General features: G+C 71.0%; 12 protein-coding genes. 9 read left to right on the forward strand and 3 right to left on the reverse strand.

Annotated elements, in window-relative coordinates; translation table 11 throughout:
- The first annotated feature begins 79 nt into the window (after positions 1–79).
- The 8 genes from HW130_RS31495 (at position 80) to HW130_RS31530 (ending at position 9,142) form a co-directional block, all read left to right on the forward strand.
- Positions 80–1,348, forward strand: coding sequence for an amidohydrolase (locus tag HW130_RS31495; RefSeq protein WP_177153188.1), 1,269 nt, complete (start codon positions 80–82; stop codon positions 1,346–1,348).
- Positions 1,349–1,582: 234 nt separating this feature from the next.
- Entirely contained in the window at positions 1,583–2,632 is a 1,050-nt protein-coding gene (locus HW130_RS31500; RefSeq protein WP_177153179.1) for a BMP family protein, read from the forward strand.
- A gap of 238 nt (positions 2,633–2,870) precedes the next feature.
- A complete protein-coding gene (locus HW130_RS31505; protein ID WP_177153189.1) occupies positions 2,871–4,454 on the forward strand; it encodes an ABC transporter ATP-binding protein in 1,584 nt (527 codons plus the stop codon).
- Positions 4,451–5,563 (forward strand): ABC transporter permease, encoded by a 1,113-nt coding sequence (locus HW130_RS31510; RefSeq protein ID WP_177153180.1) that lies wholly within the window; start codon positions 4,451–4,453, stop codon positions 5,561–5,563. The genes HW130_RS31505 and HW130_RS31510 overlap by 4 nt, the downstream gene beginning before the upstream one ends.
- Complete coding sequence (locus HW130_RS31515) at positions 5,560–6,831, forward strand: ABC transporter permease (protein ID WP_177153181.1); 1,272 nt, start codon at positions 5,560–5,562, stop codon at positions 6,829–6,831. The genes HW130_RS31510 and HW130_RS31515 overlap by 4 nt, the downstream gene beginning before the upstream one ends.
- A complete protein-coding gene (locus tag HW130_RS31520; protein ID WP_177153182.1) occupies positions 6,828–7,223 on the forward strand; it encodes a cytidine deaminase in 396 nt (131 codons plus the stop codon). Before HW130_RS31515 ends, HW130_RS31520 begins: the two co-directional genes overlap by 4 nt.
- A 109-nt stretch (positions 7,224–7,332) precedes the next feature.
- Positions 7,333–8,610, forward strand: coding sequence for a thymidine phosphorylase (locus HW130_RS31525; protein WP_177153183.1), 1,278 nt, complete (start codon positions 7,333–7,335; stop codon positions 8,608–8,610).
- A 25-nt stretch (positions 8,611–8,635) separates the two neighbouring features.
- A complete protein-coding gene (locus HW130_RS31530) occupies positions 8,636–9,142 on the forward strand; it encodes an STAS domain-containing protein (protein ID WP_309140642.1) in 507 nt (168 codons plus the stop codon).
- Here the strand turns inward: HW130_RS31530 and HW130_RS31535 are convergent.
- The 3 genes from HW130_RS31535 to HW130_RS31545 form a co-directional block, all read right to left on the reverse strand.
- Complete coding sequence (locus HW130_RS31535; protein ID WP_177153184.1) at positions 9,139–10,152, reverse strand: sigma-70 family RNA polymerase sigma factor; 1,014 nt, start codon at positions 10,150–10,152, stop codon at positions 9,139–9,141. The genes HW130_RS31530 and HW130_RS31535 overlap by 4 nt on opposite strands.
- A 138-nt stretch (positions 10,153–10,290) precedes the next feature.
- Positions 10,291–10,956, reverse strand: a complete 666-nt coding sequence (locus tag HW130_RS31540) for a L,D-transpeptidase family protein (protein WP_177153191.1) — start codon at positions 10,954–10,956, stop codon at positions 10,291–10,293.
- 171 nt (positions 10,957–11,127) lie between these two features.
- A complete protein-coding gene (locus HW130_RS31545; RefSeq protein ID WP_177153185.1) occupies positions 11,128–12,402 on the reverse strand; it encodes an MFS transporter in 1,275 nt (424 codons plus the stop codon).
- A 62-nt stretch (positions 12,403–12,464) separates the two neighbouring features.
- Here HW130_RS31545 and HW130_RS31550 point away from each other — a divergent pair, with 62 nt between their 5' ends.
- Positions 12,465–13,415, forward strand: coding sequence for a LysR family transcriptional regulator (locus tag HW130_RS31550; protein WP_177153186.1), 951 nt, complete (start codon positions 12,465–12,467; stop codon positions 13,413–13,415).
- The last annotated feature ends 881 nt before the right edge of the window (positions 13,416–14,296 follow it).

A 14,296-nucleotide genomic window follows, 5' to 3' on the forward strand; every position in this document is an offset into this window, starting at 1 on the left:
GCCTATGAGGCTGATCTTTTGTTGATCGCACGGCAGTTGGGGGCTTGAGGGGCATACCCTTCACTGGGTGAACCAGTTGATGTCCCGCGAGTCCGAAGAAGCCGAGACGCCCGGCGCAGACGCAGCGCCCCGCACGGGCGCGATGCCGGGCGACGCCGCACTGCCCGGCAGGCTGACCGAGCCGTTGCGTACGGAGCTCGTCGCCTTCCGGCGCGACCTCCACATGCACCCCGAGCTCGGGAACCAGGAGTTCCGCACCACCGCGGCGATCAAGGACCGCCTCGAGCAGGCCGGCCTGAAGCCGCGGGTCCTCTCCATGGGCACCGGCCTCGTCTGCGACATCGGCACGGACTCCGCTCCCGGACGGCCCCTCTTCGCGATCCGCGCCGACATCGACGCCCTTCCCATCCCGGACACCAAGAGCGGGGTCCCCTACCGCTCCACCGTGCCCGACCGCGCCCACGCCTGCGGGCACGACGTGCACACCACCACGGTCCTCGGGGCCGGACTGGTGCTCGCCGAGCTCGACCGGCAGGGTCTGCTGACGCAGCCGGTGCGGCTGCTCTTCCAGCCCGCCGAGGAGGTCCTGCCCGGCGGCGCGGCCGACGCGATCGAATGCGGCGTCCTCGACGGTGTCGGCAAGATCATCGCGGTTCACTGCGACCCCCGGGTCGACGCGGGTTCCATCGGGCTGCGGGCCGGCCCGATCACCTCGGCCTGCGACCGGATCGAGGTCGCCCTGGACGGGCCCGGCGGCCACACCGCCCGGCCGCACCTGACGACGGACATGGTCACCGCGGCCGCGAAGCTCGCCATCGAGGTCCCGGCGCTGCTCTCCCGTCGCGTCGACTCGCGCTCCGGCCTGGCCCTCACCTGGGGCCGCATCACGGCCGGTCACGCGCCCAACGTCATCCCGCAGCACGCCGAGCTCTCCGGCACCGTGCGCTGCCTGGACCTCGCGGGCTGGCGCGCCGCCCCCGACATGGTGCACGCCGCGATCGACGAGGTCGCCACGCTGCACCGGGCCAAGTCGCAGATCGACTACATCCGCGGAGTGCCGCCCGTCGTCAACGACCCGGCCGTCACCGAACTGCTGCGCGACGCGCACGCCGCGCGCCGCGGATCGTATGCGATCGAGGACACCGAGCAGAGCCTCGGCGGCGAGGACTTCTCCTGGTACCTGGAGCACGTGCCGGGCGCCATGGCCCGCCTCGGCGTGCGGACCCCCGGCGACACCACGCGACGCGACCTGCACCGCGGGGACTTCGACGTCGACGAGGAGGCCATCACGGCCGGCGTCGAGCTGTTCACCGCCGCGGCGCTGCTGGAAGGTCTCGGGGCCCGCTGAGGCGCCCGCCCGGTCCGGGCGCCGTACGGACGTCCGATTCGGGGCCTGTCGACGACACGCCGGGGCGCGGAGGCGACGCGCCCGCCCCGGCACGGGCGCACAGGCGCGTGGCTTGTTCGCGACGATCCGATAACGACTGATGAACGGGTCTTTAACTGACATCTACGCGCGTTACGATCGCCGCGAACCCAGCGCCGGAAGTGGCGCTTTCGGTCAGGTTTAAGGAGCCCCCCAGTGCGCCGGATCACCAGGATCGCCACCGTGGGCATCGCGTCCGCGGCTCTCGCACTGTCTGCCACCGCGTGTGGCAGCGACTCGTCGTCCTCCGCAGGTTCGGACGACAAGGGCGGCAAGGCCGCCATCGCCTACGACATCGGTGGCCGCGGCGACCAGTCCTTCAACGACGCCGCGTACGCCGGTCTGGAGAAGGCCGAGAAGGAACTCGACATCCAGGGCACCGAGCAGGAGCCCAGCGAGGGTGAGGGCGACCCCGACAAGGTCCAGCGCCTCACCGCTCTGGCCCGCGCCGGCAACAACCCGGTGATCGGCGTCGGCTTCGCCTACGCCCCGGCCATCGCCGAGGTCGCGCCGAAGTTCCCGAAGACCACCTTCGGCCTCATCGACGACACCTCGAAGACCGGCCCGAACATCGCCAACCTCGTCTTCAACGAGGAGCAGGGCTCCTACCTGGCCGGCGTGGCCGCCGCCAAGGTGACCAAGTCCAAGACGGTCGGCTTCATCGGCGGTGTCGAGACCCCGCTGATCAAGAAGTTCGAGGCGGGCTTCGTCCAGGGCGTCAAGGACACCGACAAGAACGTCAACGTCAAGGTCCAGTACCTGACCCAGCCGCCGGACTTCGGTGGCTTCTCGAAGCCGGACCTCGGCAAGGCCGCCGCGCAGGGCCAGCTCGACGCGGGCGCCGACGTGGTCTACGCCGCCGCAGGCCTCGCGGGTGCGGGCTCCATCGAGGCGACCGCCAAGGCCAAGAAGTGGGCCATCGGCGTCGACTCGGACCAGTACAACCAGAAGGGCCTGGCCGCCTACAAGGACCAGATCCTCACCTCGGTGACCAAGAACGTCTCGGGCGCCGTGTTCAACCTGATCAAGTCGGTCCAGGACGGCAAGCCGCAGACCGGTGAGATCCGCTACGGCCTCCAGGACGACGGCGTCGCCCTGGCCAAGTCCAACCCGGCCTTCACCGCGATGACCGACGTCGTCGCGGCGATCGACAAGGCCAAGGCCGACATCATCGCCGGCACGATCAAGGTCAAGACGGCTCCGTAACGCGCGGGAGGCCCACCCGGTCCTCCGTACGGACTCGGTCCGGGATCCGCACGCCGCGGGCCCGGACCGAGTTATGGCCACCGGTTTTCCTCATTCGGGATCGCTACGCGCGTAGAACAATCCTCGGCGCGATAGCTTCGCCCCATCCCCTGCCCGCCGATCTCCGCCTTCCCGCCTGCCCGCCAGCAGCCGCCCGCCCCGACCTGCCGGCTCCCTTTCCCGCCAAGGAGAGTGCGTCATCAACGCGTCCAGTCCGTCACCGCCTCCGGCTGCTGCCGTAGAACTGCGCGGCATCACCAAGCGCTTCCCCGGCGTCGTCGCCAACCACGACATCGACATCACCGTCCGCAAGGGCACCGTGCATGCCCTCGTCGGTGAGAACGGTGCCGGCAAGTCGACCCTGATGAAGATCCTCTACGGCATGCAGAAGCCGGACGAGGGCACCATCACCGTCGACGGCGACCGGGTCACCTTCTCCAGCCCCGCCGACGCCATCGCCCGCGGGATCGGCATGGTCCACCAGCACTTCATGCTGGCCGACAACCTCACCGTGCTGGAGAACGTCGTCCTCGGCGGCGAGAAGCTGTACGGCATCGGCTCCCGCGCCCGCAGGAAGATCCAGGAGATCTCCGACGCCTACGGCCTCGGCGTGCGCCCGGACGTCCTCGTCGAACAGCTCGGCGTCGCCGACCGCCAGCGCGTGGAGATCCTCAAGGTCCTCTACCGCGGCGCCCGCACCCTGATCCTGGACGAGCCGACGGCCGTGCTCGTGCCGCAGGAGGTCGACGCGCTCTTCGACAACCTGCGCGAGCTCAAGGCCGAGGGCCTGACCGTCATCTTCATCTCGCACAAGCTGGGCGAGGTGCTGTCGGTCGCCGACGACATCACCGTCATCCGCCGCGGCACGACCGTCGGCACCGCCGACCCGAAGGCCACCACGACCAAGCAGCTCGCCGAGCTGATGGTGGGTGCCGAGCTGCCGTCGCCGGAGACCCGCGAGTCGACGGTGACCGACGTGCCGATGCTCGACGTGGACGGCCTGCAGCTGACCGCCACGGACCCCGACGGCGTTGTCCGAGAGGTCCTCGCGGGCATCACCTTCACCATCCACAAGGGTGAGGTCATGGGCATCGCCGGCGTCGAGGGCAACGGCCAGACCGAGCTCATCGACGCCCTGATGGGCATGCGCGACCCCGACGGCGGTGTCATCACCCTCGACGGCGTCGACATCTCGCACGCGCCGACCCGCAAGCGCCGCGAGGACGGCATCGGCTACATCCCCGAGGACCGCCACCGGCACGGACTGCTGCTGGAGTCCCCGCTGTGGGAGAACCGCATCCTCGGCCATGTCACCGAGCGTCCCAACAGCAAGCGCGGCCTGCTCGACCTCAAGGCGGCCCGCAAGGACACCGAGCGCATCGTCCGCGAGTACGACGTGCGCACGCCCGGCATCGAGGTCACAGCCGCCTCCCTGTCCGGCGGCAACCAGCAGAAGCTGATCGTCGGCCGCGAGATGAGCCACGCACCCAAGCTGCTCATCGCCGCCCACCCCACCCGCGGTGTGGACGTCGGCGCGCAGGCGCAGATCTGGGACCAGATCCGCGAGGCGCGCCACGAGGGCCTGGCCGTCCTGCTGATCTCCGCCGACCTGGACGAGCTCATCGGGCTCTCCGACACCCTGCGGGTGATGTACCGCGGCCGCCTGGTCGCGGATGCGGACCCCGCCACGATCACCCCGGAGGAGCTGGGTTCGGCCATGACCGGCGCGGCCAGCGGCCACCTCGAGCACCACGAGCAGCCTGAGAACGGTGAGGGCCGATGAAGAAGTTCGACAAGGACCGGCTGATCCTGGGCCTCGCCGGCCCGGTGCTCGCGCTGGTCGTGGCCTTCCTGCTCACCTCCGTGGTGCTGCTCCTCTCGGACCGCAATCCCTTCGAGCCGTACCGGCTCATGGCGGAGCAGCTCGAGTTCACGGACGTTCAGGTACTGATCGTCAATCAGACCGGCATCTACTACCTGGCCGCACTCGCCGTCGCCATCGGCTTCCGGATGAACCTGTTCAACATCGGCGTCGACGGCCAGTACCGCCTCGCCGTGATGCTGGCGGCGGTCGTCGGCGCGGCGGTCGAGCTGCCGGGGCCGCTGCACATCCTGCTGATCGTGTTCGTCGCCATGGCGGTCGGCGCGCTCTGGGCCGGTATCGCGGGCGTCCTGAAGACCACCCGCGGCGTCAGCGAGGTCGTCTCCACGATCATGCTGAACGCCATCGCCACCAGCCTGATCGCCTGGCTGATCCTGCCGAAGAACCTCGGCGTGCAGCCGGAGGGCTCCAACGACCTGACGACCGGTGAGATCGCCGAGTCCGGCTGGCTCCCCGGTCTGGACATGGGCCAGGGCGGGTTCATCTACGGCTTCACGTTCGTCGCCTTCGCGCTCGGCATCGTCTACTGGTTCGTCCTCAACCGCACCCGCTTCGGGTTCGACCTGCGCGCCACCGGCGCCAGCGAGTCCGCCGCGCAGGCGAGCGGCGTCGACTCCAAGCGGATGATCCTCACCGCGATGCTGATCTCCGGTGCCATGGCGGGCCTCGCCGGCATGCCGATGCTGCTCGGCCAGACCCACACGTACAGCCTCAGCTTCCCGGTCGGTGTCGGTTTCACGGCCATCGGCATCGCCCTGCTCGGCCGCAACAACCCGATCGGCATCCTCTTCGCCTCACTGCTCTTCGCCTTCCTGGACAAGACGGCCGAGGGCCTGGGACTGGCGGGCTACGAGAAGGAACTCGCCACGATCATGCAGGGCCTGATCGTCATCGCGGTCGTCGTGTCCTACGAGATCGTCCGCCAGTACGGGCTGCGCCGGCAGCAGCAGAAGGTCGGCGAGGAGCTCGCCGCCCAGGCCCGTAAGAACAAGGAGGTGGCAGCGGCATGACGGAGAGCACCAGCACGGTCTCGATGGCGAGCACCGCGCCCAAGAAGGGCGGCGGCCGCCGCAAGCTGTCCCTGCCCGTCATCCTGCTGATCATTGCGGGCGGTCTGCTGCTGTTCTCGCTGGTCCGCACGATCAGCGGCGCGGAAGACCTCACCTCCGTCGGCCAGATCTCCGGCGCCCTCCAGCTTGCCGTGCCCATCGGTCTCGCCGGTCTCGGCGGCCTGTGGGCGGAGCGGGCCGGCGTGGTCAACATCGGTCTCGAGGGCATGATGATCCTCGGCACCTGGTTCGGCGCCTGGGCCGGATACCAGTGGGGTCCGTGGACCGGCGTCCTGCTCGGCATCGCGGGCGGCGCGGTCGGCGGTCTGCTGCACGCGGTGATGACGGTGACGTTCAACGTCAACCACATCGTCTCCGGTGTCGCCATCACCATCCTGGCCACCGGCCTCACCCGCTACCTGTCGAACTTCACCTTCGACAGGGCCGAGGGCGGCTCCTCCAAGCAGTCCCCGCGCATCGAGGCGATCGACCGGATCACGATTCCGGGGCTCTCGGAGTGGCTGGCCGACATCCAGGCCAAGCACTGGTTCTTCGTCTCCGACCTCGCCGGTGTGCTGGGCGGTCTGATCACCAACCTGTCGTTGCTGACCGTCGTGGCGATCCTGCTCATCCCGGGCACCTGGTGGGTGCTGTGGCGCACCGCGTTCGGCCTGCGCCTGCGTTCCTGCGGCGAGAACCCGGTCGCCGCCGAGTCGCTCGGCGTCAACGTCTACAAGTACAAGTACATCGCCGTCGTGGTCTCCGGCGCGCTCGCGGGTCTCGGCGGCGCCTTCCTCGCCATCGTCTCCACCGGCATCTACCAGGAGGGCCAGACCGGCGGCCGCGGCTACATCGGTCTCGCCGCCATGATCTTCGGCAACTGGATGCCGGGCGGAATGGCGCTCGGCGCCGGCCTGTTCGGCTTCACCGACAGCCTCAAGCTGCGCGGCGGCGCGGAGAACGTCCACGCGATGCTGTTGCTGCTGGCGATCCTGCTGCTGCTCGTCGTGGTCTGGCAGCTGTACAAGAAGAAGTACCTCCAGGCCGTGATCTCGGCCGCGGTCTCGGCGCTGCTGTTCGCCTGGTACACGCTGACCGACGCGCTGCCCAGCCAGTTCGTCGACGCCGCGCCGTACGTCACCACGCTCCTCGTCCTGGCGCTGTCCGCGCAGCGGCTGAGGATGCCCAAGGCGGACGGCCTGCCCTACCGCAGGGGCCAGGGCAAGTGACCACGGCTGCTTTCGACTGGGAGGCCCTGCGGAAGCTGGCGCGCGAGGCGATGTCGCACGCGTACGCCCCGTACTCGGGCTTCCCGGTCGGGGCGGCGGCCCTCGTCGACGACGGCCGCACGGTCACGGGCTGCAACGTCGAGAACGCCTCGTACGGGCTCGGGCTGTGCGCCGAGTGCGGGCTCGTATCGCAGCTGCAGGCGACCGGCGGCGGCCGGCTCACGCACTTCACGTGCGTGGACGGCGAGGGCGCGCCGCTCGTGCCGTGCGGCCGCTGCCGCCAGCTGCTGTACGAGTTCGGCGGGCCGGAGCTGCTGCTCGACACGCCGGCGGGTGTGCTGCCGCTCTCCGAGATGCTGCCGCACGCCTTCGGCCCCGGCCATCTGTCGTAACCCCCTTGTTCCCCGCGGCCCTTCCGCTCCGGTGGGAGGGCCGCTCCCATACCCTTGCTCTGTGCGTCTGGAGCCGTCTCGGCCGCGTGGAGCGCTCTGGAGGAATGCCATGGACGTCATCTCCGTCATCCGCACCAAGCGGGACCGGGGCGAGCTGAGCGACGAGCAGATCGACTGGGTCATCGACGCGTACACGCGCGGCGAGGTCGCCGACGAGCAGATGTCGGCGCTCGCCATGGCCATCCTGCTGAACGGCATGAACCGCACGGAGATCGCCCGCTGGACCGCCGCGATGATCGCCAGCGGTGAACGCATGGACTTCTCCTCGCTGAGCCGCCCGACCGCCGACAAGCACTCCACCGGCGGCGTCGGCGACAAGATCACGCTCCCGCTCGCCCCGCTGGTCGCCGCGTGCGGCGCGGCCGTGCCGCAGCTGTCCGGCCGCGGCCTCGGCCACACCGGCGGCACGCTCGACAAGCTGGAGTCCGTCCCCGGCTGGCGCGCGCTGCTGTCCAACGAGGAGATGCTGCACGTCCTCGACACCACCGGCGCCGTCATCTGCGCGGCGGGCGACGGGCTCGCCCCGGCGGACAAGAAGCTCTACGCACTGCGGGACGTCACCGGCACCGTCGAGGCGATCCCGCTGATCGCGTCCTCGATCATGTCGAAGAAGATCGCCGAGGGCACCGGCTCCCTCGTCCTGGACGTGAAGGTCGGCACCGGCGCGTTCATGAAGAACATCGAGGACGCCCGCGAACTGGCCTCCACCATGGTGGCACTGGGCACCGACAGCGGGGTGAAGACCGTAGCGCTGCTCACCGACATGTCCACCCCGCTCGGCCTCACCGCGGGCAACGCCCTCGAAGTCCGCGAATCCGTCGAGGTTCTGGCCGGCGGCGGCCCCCAGGACGTCATCGATCTCACCGTGGCCCTCGCCCAGGAGATGCTCGTCGCGGCCGGCATCAAGGACGCCGATCCGGCGAGGGCACTCGCCGACGGCTCCGCCATGGACGTCTGGCGCCGCATGATCGCCGCGCAGGGCGGCGACCCGGACGCCGCACTCCCCGTCGCCCGCGAGCAGCACGTGATCACCGCCCCGTCCTCGGGCGTGCTCACCCGTCTCGACGCCTACGACGTCGGCGTGGCCGCCTGGCGCCTCGGCGCGGGCCGCGCCCGTAAGGAGGACAAGGTCCAGGCGGGTGCCGGCATCGAGATCCACGCCAAGCCCGGCGAGCCGGTGACCGCGGGCCAGCGCCTGCTGACCCTGCACACGGACACCCCGGAGAAGTTCGACTACGCCCTCGAGTCCCTGGAGGGCGCGTTCGACATCTCCCCGTCGGGCGCGGAGTTCTCGGCGACCCCGATCGTCCTGGACCGCATCGCCTGAGCCCGGGGAGCCACCGGCTCCCCGCGTGGGACTGGTCCGGCGGGCCGCGGCGATGAGTTCCCGCCGCGGTGCCGGTCATCCCCATGTGGACGCCATGCAGCCGATCGTCATGCGCATCGCCGGGAGGGTCGCCCCCGGCGATGCGCCACGCCTGTGCGAGGAGTTGAGCGCTCTCCTGAGGGACCTCGGCACGACGGCGTCGTCCCCCGGAACGGCGTGGGAAGACGACCCGGCCCCGGCCGGCAGCGGAGCGGCGGCGGACACTGTGCCGGACCCGGACACGGCGGCGGGAGACGGCGCGGCGCGGCGCTGCCCGGCCGAGGTGGTGTGCGACGTCGGCGGCCTCGCCCGGACAAGCCTCGCCGTCGTCGACGCGCTCGCCCGCCTCCAGCTCACCGCCCGCCGCCACGGCACCCGCATCCGCCTGCGGAACGCCCCGCCCGATCTCGTCGCCCTGCTCGGCCTCGTCGGGCTGATGGAGTTGGGCGCGAAACCGCCTGGAGCCGCCCCGTCCCCGCCTCGTCGGCCCTAGACGCTGTCCGCCGCCTCCTCGACCGGCGCCCCGGACTTGTCCAGTCGCGCCGGCAGGTCGAACAGCGGGAACCAGCGCTTGGTGTCCAGGAAGAAGTCCATTCCGCCGACCCTGCCGTCCCGCAGCTCCAGGACGATCAGGGCCCACGGCTCGTAGCCCTCGCCGTCCTGGCTCGGGTGGTAGTGCGCGAACGCCGGGACGCCGTTCGCCACGGTCGGGACGAGCCGGGAGCCGCGGCAGACCTCGCCGACGCCCAGCATCCAGCCCACGATGTCGTCGTGCCCGCGCAGCCACAGGTCGTACGGCGGCATGGACATCGTCGCGTCCTCGTGGAGCAAGGCCGTCAGGGCCTTCATGTCGTACCCCTCGAAGGCCGCGACATAGCGGTTCAGCAGGTCCTGCTGCTTCTCGTCGAGCGGGGCCGCCGCGTCCGCAGCCGTCGGCTCCTGCTCGGCGAGCGTGGCGCGGGCGCGCTGGAGGGCGCTGTTCACCGAGGCCACCGTGGTGCCCAGCAGCTCGGCCACCTCGCTCGCCTTCCAGGCCAGCACCTCGCGCAGGATCAGCACGGCACGCTGCTTCGGCGGCAGGTGCTGGAGCGCCGCGACGAACGCCAGCCGGATCGTCTCCCGCTCCACGGCCGTCTCCGCCGGGTCCACGACCGACGGCAGCACGCGCCCGTCCGGCACCGGCTCCAGCCAGGTGATCTCCGGACGGGCGTTGAGCCGGGCCTGGGCGACCGGGGTGGGGTCCGTCAGGTCCATCGGCCGCGCGCGGCGGTTGCCCGCGTTGAGCATGTCCAGGCAGACGTTGGTCGCGATGCGGTAGAGCCAGGAGCGCAGCGAGGAGCGACCCTCGAACTTCTCGATGTTCCGCCAGGCGCGCACCATCGTGTCCTGGACCGCGTCCTCGGCCTCGAAGGACGAGCCCAGCATGCGGTAGCAGTAGCCGGTCAGCTCCCTGCGGTGCTGCTCCAGCCGTGCGTCGAGATCCTGCGCAGCGAGGTCACTCATCGGGTCCACCCCAGTCACCCATCGGTACCAGCGGTTCGAAAGCTACCGCAGCCCACTGACAATCAGGCCCGAGCCGGCGAATCCGGGAGCGGCCGGGCCGCTCCCGTGGGACCGTGGAGGGGCGTGTGACCGACGGGCTCAGGTGCCGGGCTTGCGCCCGTACACGTAGACGTCGTCGCCGTTCTTCAACAGGTTCCAGTATGCCTTCGCGTCCGCAGAGCGCATGTTCACGCAGCCGCCGGAGCCGGGCGGGTTCCACATGGACTTCGTCGTGGAGTGGAACGCCTGTCCGCCGTCGAAGAACTGGGAGTACGGCATCCGCACGTTGTAGAGCGTCGACCAGTGGTTGATGTTGCGCCAGTAGATCTTCTTCGCGCCGGTGCGGGTCTCGGTGCCGTTCTTGCCGGTGCGCACCGGCACCGGGCCGTACTTGAGCGTCCTGCCGTCCTGGATCCAGCTCAGCTGCCGGGTCAGGTCGACGCACGCGATCCGGCCCTTGTTGGTCGGGCACTTGCCCGCCTTGTTCGGGTTGTTCCCCGCCGCACGCTGCGCGAGCATCGTGTTCATCGTGCGCCAGGTGATCGGGCCCGCGTAACCGATCGTGGGCGTGATGCCGTGCTTGGCCTGGAAGGCGCGGATCGCCTGGCAGTCGGTTGCCGACTGGCGCCCGTCGACCGGGCGGCCGAGGAACTTCTCGACCTGCTTCTGGTACGGACCCGTCGACGTGGTGCACGACGCGGCGTGCGCGGTGCCGCTGCCGAGCGCCACGCCGAGCGGGAGCAGCATGCCGGTCAGCCCGAGCATCACTCCCGTACGTCCTATTCTGCCCCTCATGTCCCCCAACTCCCCTTCGCATCCCTTCCGGTTGGGATGGTCTGCCGGTTGAGACACGCGAAGGGGAGCGGTAGTTGCACGGACGGGGGACGTATTCGCGACGTATTCCGGCCGGTACCCCGGAAGGTGTGACCGGCGCCGTTACGCGGCCGCCGCGAGGCGCCGCTGTTGCGCCCGCGCGGCATGCGTCCCGTACAGCGTGACCGACACGACGCCGAACACCGCCAGGAGCCCGAGGGCCACCGTGCCGGACCAGCCGCCGGCGTGGAAGGCGATGGCGCCGAGCGTGCCGCCCGCGCTGCTGCCCAGGTAGTACGCGGACTGGTACAGCGCCGACGCCTGAGCGCGGCCCGTCTTCGCCGTACGGCTCACCGCGGACGACGCGACGGCGTGGCCGGCGAAGAACCCGGCGGTGATCAGGATCAGGCCGAGCAGCACGGCGGCCAGCGCATCGGCGAGCGAGAGCAGCAGACCGGCGGCCGTCGTGGTGACCGCGAGGTACAGCGCGCCGCGCCGGCCCAGCCGCGCGACCAGCTGCCCGGCGGCTGCGGACGAGACCGTGCCGACGAGGTAGACCAGGAAGATCGAGCCGATCACGCCCTGGGGAAGGTGGAAGGGAGCCTCCACCAGCCGGTAGCCGATCACCGTGTAGACCGCGCCGAAGACGGTCATGAAGAGAGCGCCGATCGCGTACAGCCGCATCAGCAGCGGGTCGGACAGATGGCCGCGGACCGTCCTCGCCAGGGCGAGGGGGCTGAGGGAACCCCGCGTGAAGTGCCGCGCCCGGGGGAGCAGCGCCCGGAAGACGAGCGCGCACGCCAGGGCCATCAGGCCGACCGCGCCGAGCGCGACCCGCCAGTCCGCGAGCTGCGCCACCCAGCCGGTGAGGATGCGGCCGCTCATGCCGCCGATGCTGTTGCCCGCGACGAACAGGCCGATCGCCGCCACCAGCGCCTTGGGCCTGACCTCCTCGGCGAGGTACGCCATCGCCGAGGCCGGCAGTCCCGCCAGTGCCGCGCCCTGCAGGGCACGCAGCGCCACCAGCCACTCCAGGTTCGGCGCGAACGGCACCAGCAGACCCAGGACGACCGCCACAGCGAGCGACACGGTCATGACCGTGCGCCGGCCGAAGCGCTCGGACAGGGCGCTCAGCGGCAGGACGCACAGGGCCAGCGCGCCCGTCGCGGCGGACACCGTCCAGCTGGCGGCGCCGGCCGTCACGCCGAAGTCGGCGGAGACGGCGGGGAGCAGTGCCTGCGTGGAGTAGAGCAGGGCGAAGGTCGCCATTCCGGCGGCGAAGAGCGCGAAGCTCATGCGGCGGTAGCCGGGCGCGCCGGGGGAGAGCCTGGTGTCGGTGACGGGGGACGGCGAGGCGGCGCCCACGGTGGTGGGCGCCTTGGTACTGGCAGGAGGCATATGTCGAAGGTAGGCCGCCCCCTTTCATGCGTCCAATGCATGAAACGGAGATAATCGTTCCCATGGTGCATGACCACAGCTCAAAGGCTCGCCTGTCACGAGGCAGTTACGAAGAAGATGTCGCGCTGCTGCTCGCGCCACGGCTCGCGTACTTCGCGGGGGTCGCGCGGGAGGAGCATGTGACACGGGCCGCGCAGGAGATGGGCGTGCCGCAGTCGACGCTCTCGCGGGCGATGGTCCGGCTCGAACAGGACCTGGGAGTCACGCTGTTCGCGCGCAAGGGCCGCACGGTGTCGCTGACCCCCGCCGGCCGTGCCTTCCTCGCCTCGGCGGAACGGGCACTGTCCGAGATCGAGCGGGCGGCCGAGGCGGTGCGGGCGGACGCCGACCCGCGCGCGGGCAAGGTCGCCTTCGGATTCCTCCACACCATGGGCTCCGAGACGGTGCCGGGCCTGATCCGCGCCTTCCGTGCCGACCACCCCGGGATCCGCTTCACCCTGGTCCAGAACTACGGCGAGGCCATGATCGAACGGCTCCGGGCCGGCGAACTCGACCTGTGCCTGACCTCGCCGGTCCCGGACGCGCCCGACCTGGTCGCGCGCCGCCTCGACGAACAGCGCCTGCGGCTGGTCGTCCCCGACGACCACCGCCTGGCCGCGCGCAGGCGCGTCCGCCTGGCGGAGGCCGCGGACGAAGCCTTCGTCACGCTCGAACCGGGCTACGGGCTGCGCCGCATCACCGACGACCTGTGCGCGCAGGCGGGCTTCACGCCGCGCGTCGCGTTCGAGGGGGAGGAGGCGGAGACGCTGCGCGGACTGGTGGCGGCGGGCCTGGGAGTCGCCCTCCTCCCGCCGCCCGCGGTGGCCCGCCCAGGCGTCGTCGAACTGACGGTCACGGCGCCGAGGGCGGTCCGCGAGATCGGCGTGGCGTGGCTGGACGGCCACCCGGACACGCCGCCGGTGGCAGCGTTCAAACGCTTCCTGCTCTCCCGCCGCGGCAACGTGCTGGCGTAGCCCGGGGTGCTTCCCCCACCCCGCCTTCCCGTAACCGGGGGCTCCGCCCCGGCCCCCTCGCAGGGCACGGGGCTGCCGCCCCCGCGTCGCCGGCCCCGGCGGTCAGGGCCCGTCGCCTGGGGCAGAGGCCTCGAGTGCTGCCCCCTGACTCCGGCTGCGACAGCTTCACGCCGCGGTGGTGGCCCTTCCCCTAACTAGGGGCTCCGCCCTCAGCCCCCTGCGGGGGAGGTCAAGGGGGCTGCCGCCCCCGTGCCCGCGGCTGCAGCGGCTTCGCGCCGCCGGGCTTCGCCCTGGCCGGGACTCGGCCCACGGCCGCTGGTGGGGCGGAGGACTCGGGTGCTGCCGCCCCGCCCCTACCGTGGCACGGAATGCAGCCCTCGCCCGGCTGCGGCAGCTGCGCACGCCCCCGTAACTGGGGGCTACCCCCGGCCCCCAGTTACACGAGGCTGCCGCCCCACCCCCTGCCCGCGGCAGCTTCGCGCCGCTGGGACTCCCCTCCCTCAAAGCCGGGGTTCCAACCCCGGCTATCTGCCTCCGCGCCCGCGCGGGGCAGTCGAGGACTGCCAGAGACCTGCACTGGTCACCAGGCCTGGTTGCGGGGCACCTGCCACGACCGAGCGGGGCCCACGTCGCGCACTCGCACTCTTCAGGGCCGCCAGGAAGCGGATGCCGGGCGACGCCGGAGGTCTCCTGTGGCACGTGATCTTGTCTATCTCCCCGAGGCAGGAATAGGCTGTCATTAGTCACCGTTCTTGACTGTCATTAAAACTGACTAAACTCTTCGGGCGGGTGACCGCCCCTTACGCAGGAGACCCCCCATGAGCGAGAACCTCCCCGGAACCGGCCGCATCCACGAGCCGCTGACCCGCGACAACGCCGCC

The organism is Streptomyces sp. PKU-EA00015, assembly GCF_013387495.1.
GTDB lineage: Bacteria > Actinomycetota > Actinomycetes > Streptomycetales > Streptomycetaceae > Streptomyces.

Bases quoted from the DNA above. Each gene is read 5' to 3' on its own strand.
- HW130_RS31550 (WP_177153186.1), top strand. From the start codon at position 12,465: ATGGTGCATGACCACAGCTCAAAGGCTCGCCTGTCACGAGGCAGTTAC.
- HW130_RS31540 (WP_177153191.1), bottom strand. From the start codon at position 10,956: ATGCTCGGGCTGACCGGCATGCTGCTCCCGCTCGGCGTGGCGCTCGGC.
- HW130_RS31545 (WP_177153185.1), bottom strand. From the start codon at position 12,402: ATGCCTCCTGCCAGTACCAAGGCGCCCACCACCGTGGGCGCCGCCTCG.
- HW130_RS31510 (WP_177153180.1), top strand. From the start codon at position 4,451: ATGAAGAAGTTCGACAAGGACCGGCTGATCCTGGGCCTCGCCGGCCCG.
- HW130_RS31495 (WP_177153188.1), top strand. From the start codon at position 80: ATGTCCCGCGAGTCCGAAGAAGCCGAGACGCCCGGCGCAGACGCAGCG.
- HW130_RS31535 (WP_177153184.1), bottom strand. From the start codon at position 10,152: ATGAGTGACCTCGCTGCGCAGGATCTCGACGCACGGCTGGAGCAGCAC.
- HW130_RS31515 (WP_177153181.1), top strand. From the start codon at position 5,560: ATGACGGAGAGCACCAGCACGGTCTCGATGGCGAGCACCGCGCCCAAG.
- HW130_RS31525 (WP_177153183.1), top strand. From the start codon at position 7,333: ATGGACGTCATCTCCGTCATCCGCACCAAGCGGGACCGGGGCGAGCTG.